The 12,798-nt window shown below is 74.3% G+C and carries 9 protein-coding genes; 7 read left to right on the top strand and 2 right to left on the bottom strand.

Annotated elements, in window-relative coordinates; all coding sequences use genetic code 11:
- Positions 1-38 precede the first annotated feature (38 nt).
- A complete protein-coding gene (locus ETAA1_RS01170) occupies positions 39-1,319 on the bottom strand; it encodes a TIGR02996 domain-containing protein (RefSeq protein ID WP_145233556.1) in 1,281 nt (426 codons plus the stop codon).
- 77 nt (positions 1,320-1,396) lie between these two features.
- Between ETAA1_RS01170 and ETAA1_RS01165 the strand changes: the two genes are divergently transcribed.
- The 5 genes from ETAA1_RS01165 to ETAA1_RS01145 all read left to right on the top strand — a co-directional run bounded on the left by ETAA1_RS01165 (position 1,397) and on the right by ETAA1_RS01145 (position 10,274).
- Complete coding sequence (locus tag ETAA1_RS01165; RefSeq protein WP_145233554.1) at positions 1,397-3,229, top strand: sigma-70 family RNA polymerase sigma factor; 1,833 nt, start codon at positions 1,397-1,399, stop codon at positions 3,227-3,229.
- A 172-nt stretch (positions 3,230-3,401) separates the two neighbouring features.
- On the top strand, positions 3,402-4,919 hold the full coding sequence (gene gatB, locus ETAA1_RS01160; RefSeq protein WP_145233552.1) for an Asp-tRNA(Asn)/Glu-tRNA(Gln) amidotransferase subunit GatB: 1,518 nt from the start codon (positions 3,402-3,404) through the stop codon (positions 4,917-4,919).
- Between the two features lie 337 nt (positions 4,920-5,256).
- Positions 5,257-5,784, top strand: coding sequence for an RNA polymerase sigma factor (locus ETAA1_RS01155; RefSeq protein WP_238389342.1), 528 nt, complete (start codon positions 5,257-5,259; stop codon positions 5,782-5,784).
- A 117-nt stretch (positions 5,785-5,901) separates the two neighbouring features.
- Positions 5,902-9,444 carry a zf-HC2 domain-containing protein gene (locus tag ETAA1_RS01150; protein WP_145233549.1) on the top strand — a complete coding sequence of 1,181 codons (3,543 nt, stop codon included), beginning with the start codon at positions 5,902-5,904 and terminating at the stop codon, positions 9,442-9,444.
- A 98-nt stretch (positions 9,445-9,542) separates the two neighbouring features.
- Positions 9,543-10,274 carry a TIGR03000 domain-containing protein gene (locus ETAA1_RS01145; protein ID WP_145233547.1) on the top strand — a complete coding sequence of 244 codons (732 nt, stop codon included), beginning with the start codon at positions 9,543-9,545 and terminating at the stop codon, positions 10,272-10,274.
- Here the strand turns inward: ETAA1_RS01145 and ETAA1_RS01140 are convergent.
- Positions 10,225-11,106: a UbiA-like polyprenyltransferase gene (locus tag ETAA1_RS01140; RefSeq protein WP_145233545.1), complete on the bottom strand. Its 882-nt coding sequence runs from the start codon at positions 11,104-11,106 to the stop codon at positions 10,225-10,227. The two genes, ETAA1_RS01145 and ETAA1_RS01140, sit on opposite strands and share 50 nt — an antisense overlap.
- A 154-nt stretch (positions 11,107-11,260) precedes the next feature.
- On the opposite strand from ETAA1_RS01140, the gene ETAA1_RS01135 reads away from it, so the two are divergent.
- Together ETAA1_RS01135 and ETAA1_RS01130 are read left to right on the top strand one after the other, a co-directional pair.
- Complete coding sequence (locus ETAA1_RS01135) at positions 11,261-11,653, top strand: hypothetical protein (protein WP_145233543.1); 393 nt, start codon at positions 11,261-11,263, stop codon at positions 11,651-11,653.
- Complete coding sequence (locus tag ETAA1_RS01130) at positions 11,650-12,798, top strand: exo-beta-N-acetylmuramidase NamZ family protein (protein ID WP_145233541.1); 1,149 nt, start codon at positions 11,650-11,652, stop codon at positions 12,796-12,798. The genes ETAA1_RS01135 and ETAA1_RS01130 overlap by 4 nt, the downstream gene beginning before the upstream one ends.

The raw sequence follows: 12,798 nt of genomic DNA, 5'->3' as shown, positions 1-12,798 counted from the left end.
CTGGTTCTTCCTGTTCATCCCGTCAAAAATAGATCGGATCATTCGTCATTCTCGAATACCACCCGTCCCCCGTAGTGCTTCGCCAGCGTCGCCCGGGCCGGGCCGCGCAGGTGGCGGCCGCTCACCAGCAGCGCCGTCAGGTCTGGCGCGGGCGGCGCCGCCATCAGGTAGCCGGCGCCGCGGTCGGTGATCGGGTTGCCGCGCAGGTCGAGTTCCGTCAGGTTCGGCCAGAACGTGCCGCGGACCAGGCGGCGCACGGCCTGGTCGCCGAACCCGCAGTCGCGCAGGTCCAGCATCCGCAGCCCCGCCAGGTGCGGCGACGCGGCCAGCACCTGCACCCCCGTCGGGCCGAACACGTTCCGGCTCAGGTCCAGCCGCCGTACCGACGCCATTCCCGGCGCCGCCGCCAGCGCCCGCACCCCCGGGACGGCGATGCCGCAGCGCGACAGGCCGAGCGTGTGCCCGGTCCACCCGCCGGCCAGCGCGTCGGCCAGGGCGCGGGCGCCGTCCTGGCTGAACACGTAGTTGTCGCTCAGGTCCAGGCCGTGCAGGCCGTGCAGCCCGGCGGAGGCCCAGCGGCCGACCTGCGCGCCGGTCAGGTACATCTTCCGCAGCGCCAGCTTCTCGAACCGCCCGGCGTGCGCCGCGAGTACGTCCAGGAGGTCGTCGAGCGACGCCGGCGAACTGAGGCGGAACGACAGGCCGCGCAGGTTCGCCACAAGCGGCCCGGCGAGCACGTCGGCGACGAGGAAGTCGATGCCGGGGATGTCGGCGTGGTGGACGTGGAGCGAGTCGAGGCCGGTGAGCGTGCCCGCGGCGGCGAGCGCCCGCACCGGCTCGACCGGGCTTCTTCCCGCTTCGAGATGCACCTCGCGGATTCGCGCGAGCCACGGGCCGGCGGCGAACGCGCGCCAGTCGTCGAGCGTGGTGTCGGCGCGGAGGTGGAGCGCGCCGACCGGTGCGGCGCGGAACAGCTCGGGGGCGACTCCCGCCCAGCCGTGGAGGTTGCCGACGCGGACGCGCCAGCCGAACCCGCGGCGGAACGGCGGCTCGGCCCACTCGACGCCGCACCCGTCCGGGAACGCCGGCAGCACGGCGCGGAACGGCTTCCCGAAGTCGGACCACTCCGTGCGCCGGTGCCGGCACTCGACGGCGAATGGCTCCCACTCGGGGGTGCGGGCGAGCTCCACCTGCGCGCGGACGAACGCGGCACGGTCGGGGTCGCCGTGGTCGTCGAGGTAGTCGGCGAGGACGAGCCGCGGGGTGTCGTCGTCGGGCCGGTCGACGACGGCGGCGAGCAGCGCGGCGTGGTCGTCCATGCGGAAAGGATACTCAACCCGCGCAGAACCGGGGCGGCCGCGGCAACTACACTGCGAACGCCGCCCCGGAGGCCGCCGTGACCCGCCCGTTCGCCGCCTTCGCCCGCCGCGTCGCCCCCGACCCGCGCGGCGACGCCGCGCTGCTCGCCGCCCGCGACGACCCCGCCGCGTTCGCCGAGCTCGTCGCGCGCCACGGCCCGCTCGTGTGGGCCGTCTGCCGGCAACTGCTCCACGAGGCCGACGCCGAGGACGCCTTCCAGGCCACGTTTCTGGCGCTGCACCGCGCCACCGTCCGCGACCCGGCGGCCCTGCCGGCGTGGCTCCACGGCGCGGCGCTACGCGTCGGGCTCTTGGCGCGGCGGCAGGCGGCGCGGCGGCGCGCCCGGGAGCGCGCAGCCGCGGTGCCCGAAGCCTCACCCGCGCCCGACCACTGGGCCGACACGATGGCCGTCGTTCACCGCGAGGTCGCGGCGCTGCCCGCGACCGACCGGGCGGCGTTCGTCCTGTGCGTCCTCGACGGACTGACCCAAGCCGACGCCGCCGCCCGGCTCGGCCGCACGCCGGGCGCCGTGGCCGGGCAGGTGGCGCGGGCGAAGGCGCGGCTCGTGACGCGCCTCGCCGGCCGCGGCGTCGCCCCGGCGCTGGCCGCGCTCGGCACTGCGGCCGCAGCCCACGCCGTTCCTCCCGCCCTACTGCACCGGGTCGCGGACCCGGCGGGCGTGTCGCCGGTCGTCCGCCGGCTCGCCAAAGGAGCGACGAGTATGACGCCGACGTACACCGCGGGCGGGCTGGTCGCTGCGGCCGCTGCCCTGCTGGTGGCCGGCGCCGTCGGGACGAGCGACGGGCAACCGCCCGCGCCGCAGCCCGCCGCGCAGCCGGCGCCGCCTGCCGCGCCGAAGCTGGTTCGTACGTTGAAAGGCCACGCCAACCGCGTGACCGGCGTCTCCTACTCGCCGGACGGCACGCAGCTGGCGTCGGCGTCGTGGGACGGCACCGTGCGCGTGTGGGACGCCAGGACCGGCCGCGAACTGTACCGGCTCGGCGCCGACGAGCTCCCCGACCGCCGCCCGCTCGTCGGCGAGCCGCGCGAGTGGACGTTCCACCACGTCGAGTACGCGCCCGACGCCAACTCCCTCGCCGCCGTCCGGCGGGAGCCGCAGGACAAGTTCGCGGTGCTGCAGTGGGACCGGGCCGGGACGAAGATCCGGTCGTACCCCGCGGACGGCGGGTGCTTCGCCTTCTCCCCCGACTCCAAGCGGATCGCGTGCGGCGGCTACCAGACGGTGAAGCTGTACGACCTGACCGACGAGGGGAAGCTCCTCCGCGCCACGCCGCCCGACGACCAGCACCTGACCGTCAGCCGCGTACGGTTCAGCCCGGACGGCAAGACGCTGGTGACGGTCAGCCACCCGCCGACGCCGCAGCCCGACCCGACCGTCCGCCGGTTGACGATCAAGCCGGACGTGCTCCGCTTCTGGGACGCGGCGACCGGCAAGGAACAGGCGCACAAGCTGACGGGGACGGTAGTCGGCCACCACGGCGTCGGCCCGGTCGCGTTCGCCCCCGACGGCAAGACGCTGGCCACGACCCAGCGGAAGGACGTGATCCTGCGCGACGTGGCCACCGGCGCCGAGCGGGCGAAGCTGTCCGGCCACACCGACGACCTGTTCGCGCTGGTGTACTCGCCGGACGGCCGGACGCTGGCGTCCGGCGGGATCGACGGCACCATCCGCCTGTGGGACGCGGCGACGGGCCGGTCGCTGGCGCGGATCGGGGAGCCGGTGCCACAGTTCGGCGGTCGCGGCTGGGTGCTGTCGGTGTCGTTCGCCCCCGACGGCCGCACGCTCGCGGCCGGCACCCTCGACAACGTGGTGCAGGTGTGGGACGTGGCCGGCGTGACGGGCCGGTAGCGAGGGCAGTTTTTGACAGGACGAACTGGATGAAGCAGGATGGAAAACAAAGACACGATTTAAATTGATTTCTGTCTTTGTTTTCCATCCTGCTTCATCCAGTTCATCCTGTCAAAAAATCGGGTTTCGCCGCTAGAATACCCGTTCACCGCCAGGGCGAACGGGGGCGAGAATGGCCGAGCCGTACAAGATCGTGGTCGGGCTGGAAGTCCACGTCCAGCTGCTCACCAAGACCAAGCTGTTCTGCGGGTGCCTCAACAAGTTCGGGCTGCCGCCGAACACCGCTACCTGCCCCGTCTGCCTCGGCCTCCCCGGGTCGCTGCCGGTCATGAACGCCGAGGCGTTCCGCCTCGCGCTCAAGGCCGCGCTCGCGCTCAACTGCAGCATCGCCAGCCACCCCGGGCAGGCAGCCGGGTTCACCAAGTGGGACCGCAAGAACTACTACTACCCCGACCTGCCGAAGAACTACCAGATCAGCCAGTACGACCTGCCGTTCAGCCACGACGGCTGGCTCGACATCAACGTCCACCCCGACCCCAAGAAGGGCTACACCGCCAAGCGCGTCGGCATCATCCGCGCGCACCTCGAAGAGGACGCCGGCAAGAACCAGCACGACGAGTCGGGCCGCGGCGGCGACACCAAGGTGGACCTCAACCGCACCGGCACGCCGCTGCTGGAGATCGTGTCGCAGCCGGACATGAACACGCCCGAGGAGGCGATGGCCTACCTCGACGAGGTCCGCCTGATGATGCGCGAGCTCGGCGTGTCCGACTGCGAGATGCAGGAGGGTTCGCTCCGCTGCGACGCGAACGTGAACGTCCACATCCCCGACCCGTCGCGGCCGGAGGGGTATTCGGCCACGTCCCTGGTCGAGATCAAGAACCTGAACAGCTTCCGCGGCGTCGGCCGGGCGATCACCTACGAGGCGAAGCGGCAGTACGAGGCGTTCCTGAAGGACGCGGAGAACAACCGCTTCGGCAAGGTGCTGAAGACCACGGCCGGGTGGGACGACGCGAAGGGCCGCACCGAGGTGCAGCGGCACAAGGAGGAGGCCGCCGACTACCGCTACTTCCCCGACCCGGACCTCGTGCCGGTGGTCGTGACCGCGGAGCAGCTGGCGGCGGTGAAGGCCGACCTGGGCGAGCTGCCGCAGGCGCAGCGGCTGCGGCTCCAGACGCAGTACGGCCTCCCCGCCGAGGCCGCCGACGTGCTCACCACGAAGGGGCGGCGCACGGTCGCGTACTTCGAGGCGGTGGCCGCCGCGATCGGCGACGGCAAGGCGGCCGCGAACCGCATGAGCGACCTCGTCTACCCCGCGCTGACGGAGCGGCACGAGGAGATCGACGAGTTCCCGGTCGCCGCCGCCGACTTCGCGGCGTTCCTGAAGAAGACGGCGAGCGTGGGCCAGGACCCGCGGCGGAAGACGTTCGCGCGGATGCTGGCGGACGGCGTGCCGGTCGAGAAGGCGATGGAGTTGGAGGGCGTGAAGGACGCCAGTTCCTTCGACGAGGCGACGCTGCGGGCGGCGGTCGCGGCGGCGATCGCGGCGAACCCGCGGGCAGTGGCCGACTTCAAGGGCGGCAAGGACGCGGCGAAGATGTCGATCGTGGGCGCCGTGATGAAGGCGAACAAGGGCGCCCCGAACGACGTGGTGCGCCGGCTGGTGGACGAGGAGCTGGCGAAGGTGTAATTCTTCCGCCGCATGAGGCGTTGCAGCGCTGCAACGTCGCATGCGGCGACTCGTTCCCTTCGTAACCTGGGACAGCTGCACCGGATGCGCCGGCGGGGCACCCCGCGCCCGCCGCCGGCATTGCTCCCCCCGCCTTGCCAGCTTGCCCGACCGGATCGTACCATGCCCGAACGCCCCCCGCGGGGCCGCTCCGTGATCGACTCCTCATTTTTCCTCCAATCCCCGCCCGACCCGGGATCGTCGGATAGGCAGGAGTGTGATGGCCCAGCCCGGCCCGACTCCGAGCGACCGGCCGGCCCCGCACCCCCCCTCACCCGGCGGGGCCGTACCCGCCCGCTTGGACGACGACGCCCTGGTCGCACTGTTCAACCAGATTCGGGACGAACTGGTGAGCACCCTCCTGTACGTCATCGGCAACGCCGACGACGCCCAGGACGCCGCCCAGGAGGCGTTCCTGAAGTGCTGGCGCAGCCGGCACACGATGGACGACGTGGTGAACGTCCGCGCCTGGATCTTTCGCATCGGCCTGAACGCCGCGAAGGACCACCAACGGAGCGCCTGGAAGCGGAAGTCGCGGCCCCTGCCGGACGACGACCTGATGACGCCCAACCGGGACGGCCCGCCCGGCGACTCGCTCGAAGACCGCGAGACGGTGTCCCAACTGCGGGACGCGCTCACCCGGCTGCGGCCGGAAGAGCGCGAGGTGTTCCTGCTGCGGCAGAACGGCGAGCTCACCTACGAGCAGATCGCCGAGCAGCGCGGCGCCCCGGTGGGCACCGTGAAGACGCAGATGCGGGCGGCCTTGCAGAAGCTCCGCAAGGTGCTAAACCCGGAAGCCGGTCCGGACGCCGAGCCGCCGGGATGAACGTGATCGACACGCGGGCGGACCCGCCGCGACCCCCCGACTCGCAAGCCCGGGGCCGCGGCCGAACCCCGCCCGGAAAGGACCACCCCTGACGCCCAGGGGGAAGGACGGTAGCCGATGCGGTGCAATGACTGCCAACCCCTGTTGCTCGACCACCTGTACGGGCTCCTCGAACCCGCCCAGGCCGCGGCCGTCGACGCGCACCTGACCACGTGCGCCGCCTGCGCCGCCGCCCGCGCCGCCGAGGCCCGCGCCGCCGGCCTCTTCGCGCGAGCCGCCCGCCACTCGTTCCCGCAGGTCCGGTTCGTTCCGCCCGCCGACGCCGTGCCGTCGTCGCTCGCCAACGCTTCCCCCGCCGGCGCCCGCGAGCGGGTGTGGGGGCGGTGGGCCGTCGCCGCCGCCGTGTGGGCGCTCGTCCCGGCCACGCTGATCCCCATGAGCCGGGTGAACGAGCAGGCGGCCGCCCGCCGCGGCCCGGCCGACGCCGCCTTCGCCGAGGCGAGGCGTTCCGCAAACATCGTCACGGCCGTCGCGATGCAGCAGCGGGCGGCCGAGGCCAGGTACGCCGCCGCCCGGGGGGCGACCGCCGACGCGCTGGCGGCGTGGGCCGCCGCCGAGCGCGCCGCCGACACCGCCGCGAAGGCCAGGCCGGCCGAGGTGACCGTCACCCGTCCGGCGTCCGTCCAGCCCGGGGCGCCGAACGACTTCGTCGTCGCCCTGCGGCCGAACGGGGAAGCCCTCGCCGGCCGGTCCGTCGCCGCCGAGGTCCGCACCGCCGCCGGGGCCGTCGTCTACACCCAGGCGCTGAACCCGAAGGACACGAACCAGGAGCACAAGGTCCGCGTCCCGGCCGACGTGTGGAAGGGCGTCGCGCCCGGCGCCGAACTCGTGTTCGCCGTCAGCACGACCGGTCCGGGTGGCGCCCGGGCCGACCTGCTCGAGCCGGTCCGCCTGTTCGGCCCGGTGTACGCCACGATGCTGGTGACCGACCGCGCCGCGTACCGGCCGGGCGAGACGGTCCGGTTCCGGTCGCTGACGCTCGACCGCGCCACGTTCCTCCCGCCGCCGCACGAGCAGGCGCTCGCCGCGTCACTCCGCAAGCGCGACGGCACCGAGATCCCCGGCACGACCGTGTACGGCACCACCGGCGTGGTCCGCACCGCGGGCGGCGCCACGACCCCCGTGCTGGGGCCGGACGGCCGGACGGTCCGCGGCGTCGGCGTCGGCGAGGTGGTGCTGCCGGCCGGGCTGCCGGAGGGCGAGTACCTGCTGACGCTGGCAGAAGTGCCCGGCCGCGGCGGCCGCAGCCCCGCGATGACGGCCCCGGTGACGCGCACCGTCCGCGTCGAGACCGGCGCCACGGGTCGGTTCCAGAAGACGATCGCGTTCGACGCCGCCGTGGGGCCGAAGACCACGGCCACGGTGCAGGTGAAGAGCGGCGGCACCCCGGTCGCCGGCGCGACGGTGGACGCCGTCGCCACCGCCGACGGCTCCGCGAGCGTGATCGTGAAGGTGCTCGACAAGAAGACCGACGCGGCCGGCAAGGCCCGGATCGAGTTGGTGCTCCCCGGCCCGGCCGAGATGCCGCGCGGCGACGCCCGGCTGCGCGTGACCGTCTCCCAAGGGGGCGTCGCCGAGTCGGTCGCAGCGCGGATCCCGGTCGCCGGCAAGGACGTGGTCGTCGAATTCTTCCCCGAGGGCGGCACGCTCGTCGCCGGGGTGCCGAACCGCGTCTACGTCCGCGCCACGTCCGTGACGGGCGTGCCGGTCGGCGTCCGCGGCACCGTAACCGGCCCGGCCGGGCCGGTGGCGAAGGTCGAGGAGCCGGCCCGCGAGGCGCTCACGGCCCGCGGCCTCGGCGTCATCACGTTCACCCCGGCGGCCGGCGCCCGCTACGCGCTGGCGCTCGACGAGCGGGGCGGCAAGTCGTTCGAGCTGCCCGCCGCGGCCGCCGACGGCGTGGCGATGACCGTTCTCGATCCTGTTACCAGGCCGGGTCAGGCCGTGCGGGTGAGGCTGGTGTCGGCGGGCGGCCCGCGCAACCTCGTGGTCGGCGCCTACACCCGCGGCCGGCTGTCCGACACGAAGGCCGTAGCCGCGAAGGCGAACGAGCCGGTCGAGCTGACGCTGCTGGCCGGGGCCGACGCCCGCGGCGGCGTCGTGCGGCTGACCGTGTTTGAGGACGGCGCCGGCCTCCGCCCCGTGGCCGAGCGCCTCGCCTTCCGCCGCCCCGCCGAGGTGCTCAAGCTCGACCTCAAGCCGATGGAGGCGGGTTCGCCCGGCGAGACGACGCTGCGCGTGACGGCGACCGACGAGAAGGGGAACCCCGCGGCCGCGGTCGTGTGGGCGGCGGCGGTGGCGAGCGCGTCGGCCCCCGGGGCGAAGGACCGGTCGCTGCCGACGCACTTCCTCCTGGCGGGCGAGGTAGAGGCGCCCGACGACCTGGAACACGCCGACTTCCTGCTGACCGACCACCCGCAGGCCGCCGCCGGGCTCGACCTGGTGCTGGCGACGCAGGGCTGGCGGCGCTTCGCGGAGCAGGGCACCGGCCCGGTCGCGCTGCGGGCGAAGGTCGATCGGCTGCTGGCGATGACGGGCTCGGCGCCGGTGGGGCCGGAGCCGGCGCGGGTGTACGAGGCGCACTGGCCGCAGTACGAGGCGGCGGTGGACGGGCTCCAGGCGGCGCAGGCCGAGCGGACGGCCGCGTCGGCGAACGTGGCCGGGCTGGTGGCGGCCTACGAGGCGCGGCGGCGCGAGACGGCTGCGCTGGCGGCCGCGGCGGAAGAGGCGACCGCCGGGCTGGTCGCGGCGCGCGGCTGGGTGAGCGTCGGGGCGGTGCTGCTGGCGGTGCTCGCGGCCGGGGCGGCGGTGGTCGGGTACGTGCGGCCGAAGGGCGTCCGCGGGCTGGTGCCGCTGTGCGCCAGCGCCGCCGGCGCCGGGCTGCTGGCGCTGACGCTCAGCGAGATGGCCAACGGCTCGAACGCGCCCGACTACGCCCTCGCCGAAACGGTGACGCCACCCGCGGCCTCGACGGGCGCGCCGCCGAGCATGCCGGTGGCGCCGCCGCCGCAGGTGGCGAAGGTGAACGCCAAGGGCCAGGTCGAGCCGCCGGAGTCGCCGTTCTTCTCGAGCGTCGGCGCGCAGAAGCTCGGGCCGAAGACGATCCCGGACAAGACGCCGCCGGCCCCGCCGGTGACCATCCCCGACAGCGAGATCGCGCCGCCACGGCCGGTCGCGGAGATGCGGATGTCGCCGCCGGCCCCGGCCGTGCGGGTGAATTCGGCCGCCGCACCTACTGCAGCTTCGGCCGACGACCCGCACCTGGGTCTGGGTCAGGCGGGCCGGCTGGCGACACCGATCGCGGTGATGCTCGCCGACGTGAAGCAGCCCGACGCCGCGCTGGAGCGGATGCGGGCGGCGGTGCCGTGGGTGCCGCCGCTCGCCGTCCGCGAGTTCGCCGCCCCGCGGCCCGCCGCCGGTGACGCCCACCCGGATACGGTGCTGTGGCGGCCGCTGATCGTGCTGCCGACCGACGGCACGACGACGCTGTCGTTCTTCCCCGGCCCGGCCGCGGGTGGCTATGAAGTGGTGGTGGCCGGGCACACGCTGGATGGGCGGATCGGGACGGTCCGCCGGGTGGTGCCGGGAACGCGGGACTGACCGCCGACGCGGTCAACACAATCGGCCCGCCGGGTGGAGCGATCCGCCCGGCGGGCCGACCCATTTAGGGGGAACGACCAATAACCAACGACCCACCCATGACCAAGCTCAGAGCCCGGACCGCGGCCGTCTTCCTGGGTCAATGGTGGGTCATTGGTGGGGCGCTGGTCAGTCCCGGCGAAGCGACGGCGGGGCCACACAAGCCCGACTACGCGACGCCGCCCGCCGACTGGCAGTACCACAACCTGCCGCCGGGGCCGTACCTCACGACGAGCTACCCGTTCGCCGGCTGGCCCGGCTATCGCGGCTCGCTCGGCGGCCTCTGGACGCACGGCCCCGGCCCGCACCGGCCGCCGGTCCCCGTGTACGGGCCGATTCCCGCGATGATCTCTAACCCCGACCCGGTTCATCTGCCGAAGCGGTCGGTGCTCGGGCTCGGCGTAGGCACGTACGGCTGGGTCGGCCCGTACCGCGCGTCGCCGCGGCACCTGCCGACCTCGGTCAGCGTGTACCCCCCGGCCGGCGGGCCGGGCGTCGTCGCGGCCGCGCCGGCCGGCAGCTGCCTGACAGTGCGGGTGAGCGTGCCCGCGGGCGCCGAGTTGTACGTCGACGGCGTGAAGACGGCGCAGGCCGGGGCCGACCGCGTGTTCGAGTCGCCGCCGACGGACGCCGGCCGCGACGTGCGCTACGAGCTGACGGCCCGGTGGGTCGAGAACGGCACCCCGGTCGAGCGCACGCAGTCGGTCGTCGGCAAGGCGGGGGAGACGGTGCGGGTCGAGTTCAGCGCACCGCCAGCTGAGCCAGCACGAGCAGCAGCAGCCCCACGCTGATGACGCCGTTGACGTGGAAGAACGCCCGGTTCACCCGCGAGAGGTCGTCCGGGCGCACCAGCGCGTGCTGGTACACCAGCAGCGCGCCCACCGCCGCCAGCCCCGCGAAGTACACCGCCCCCAGGTGCGGCGACGCGAACCCCAGCGCCACCAGGAGCGCGAACATTCCCGCGTGACACGCCGCCGCCACCCGCAGGCTCCGCGCCACGCCGAGCCGCGCCGGGATGCTGTGCAGCCCTTCCGCCGTGTCGAACGCCGCGTCCTGGCAGGCGTACAGGATGTCGAACCCGGTCACCCAGCCCATCACCGCGGCGCCCAGGATCAGCGGCACCGTCAGGTCCGTCAGCCCCTTCACGGCGATCCACGCGGCCACCGGGGCCAGCATCAGCGCCGCCCCGAGCCACACGTGCGCCAGGCTCGTGAACCGCTTCGCCAGCGAGTAGCCGCACACGAACAGCAGCACCGGCCCGCTGAGGTACAACGGCCACGGGTTCGCCGGCTCGCGCCACAGGAATAGCAGCGTCGAGGCGACGAACCCGGCGCCGCAGGCCACGGTGAACGCCCACACGGTGCCGACGCCCAGCAGCCCTGCGGGCAGATGGCGGCCGGCGGTGCGGGGGTTCCGGGCGTCGATGTGGCGGTCGGCGAGGCGGTTGAACGCCATCGCGGCGGAGCGCGCGAACACCATGCCGAGCAGGATGCCGACGAGGTCCGCGGCGCGGAACGGCTCGTCCTTCCACGCCAGCGCCGCGGCCAGGAGCGCGAACGGCAGCGCGAACACGGTGTGGCTGAAGCGGACGAGTTCGAGGAGCTGCCGGGCGCGGGTGAACATGCGGCCTCCGGGGACGGTGACGGGTTACGCCCGCCGCCCGCGGAGTCAACCGCCGCCGGGCCGGGCCCGCAACGCGCGGAAATTCGTGTCCCATTTTCGGCCGGGGTCGCGTATAAGCGGGTGACTCGCACTCTCCCCCCGCGGAGGATTGCCCGTGACGCAATCCCGGCGGCCCGTGCCCGTACTGCTCGTGCTCACCGGCGTCCTCGCGCTGCTCGCGGCCCGCCCGCCGGCGCCGCCCGCGCCCGACGACCTCGACGCCCGCCGCCGCGCCCTCCACGCGGCGACCGCGGCCGTGAACCGCCTCACCGACGAGCTCGCCACCGGCCGCATCGGCCTCGGCGACACCGCCGACTGCTTCCTCGACGCCCACGCCGAAAACGCAGCACTCCTCGCCGGCGTTCATACCGTGATGCGCGGCGAGACGCTGCGCGAGAGCGTGGCCCGCAGCCTGGTCTACCGCGTGGAAGCGGCCGCCGAGCGACCCGCGCTCCGCGCCGAGTACGCCGCCCTGTTCGGCCGCCCCTACACCCCGCCGATCCTGTGACGCCGACCGTCCGCACCGGCCTCGACGCCCTCCGCGACGCCGACTTCGCCCCCCTCCGCGGCCGCCGCGTCGGGCTCGTCTGCCACCCCGCCTCCGTCGACTCGCAGCTGCGCCACGCCGCCGACCTGCTCGCCGGCGCGACGCGCCTCGTCGCCCTGTTCGGCCCCGAACACGGGTTCCACGGCACCGCCCAGGACCTGATCGGCGTCGCCGACACCGTCGCGGTTCACTCCCTTTACGGCGCCACTGCCGAGAGCCTGCGGCCGACCGCGGCCCAGCTCGCCGGGCTCGACGCGCTCGTGATCGACCTGCAGGACGTGGGGAGCCGCTACTACACGTTCCAGGCCACGATGCTGTTCTGCCTCGAAGCCGCGGCGCCGCTCGGGCTGCCGGTCGTCGTGCTCGACCGGCCGAACCCGCTCGGCGGCGCCGTCGAAGGGCCGGGTATTAATCCCGGCTTCGAGAGCTTCGTCGGCCCGCACTCGGTCCCGACGCGGCACGGTCTCACGATGGGCGAACTCGCCCGGCTGTACGCCGCCGAGCGCCGCCTCGGCGTGGACCTGACGGTGATCCCCTGCGACGGCTGGCGGCGCGGCATGTACTTCGAGGAAACCGGCCTGCCGTGGGTGCTGCCGTCGCCGAACATGCCGACGGTCGAGACGGCGGTGGTGTACCCCGGCGGGTGCCTGATCGAGGGGACGAACCAGTCCGAGGGGCGCGGCACGACGCGGCCGTTCGAGCTCTGCGGCGGGCCGACGATCGACCCCGTGGCGCTGGCGCGGCAGCTGGACGGGTTGCCGGGGGTGCGGTTCCGGCCGGCGTGGTTCCGGCCGACGTTCCAGAAGTGGGCGGGCGAGGAGTGCGGCGGGGTGCAGCTGCACGTCACCGACCGGCGCGCGTTCCGGCCGGTGCGGACGGGGCTCGCGGTGCTGGCTGCTCTGGGGGCGGCGGCAGGGTTCGCGTGGCGGACGGAGGAGTACGAGTTCGTGCGCGACCGGCCGGCGATCGACCTGCTGTTCGGCAGCGACCGCGAGCGGCGCGGGCTCGACGCCGGGGTGCCGTGGCCGGAGCTGGCGGCGGCGTGGGAGGCGGGCGAGGCGGCGTTCGCGGAGCGGCGGGCGGCACACCTGCTGTACGCGGAGTAG

It is taken from the genome of Urbifossiella limnaea (assembly GCF_007747215.1).
Taxonomy (GTDB): domain Bacteria; phylum Planctomycetota; class Planctomycetia; order Gemmatales; family Gemmataceae; genus Urbifossiella; species Urbifossiella limnaea.
The sequence above is the reverse complement of the archived record's forward strand: the minus strand, read 5'-3'. Positions and strand labels throughout refer to the sequence as shown.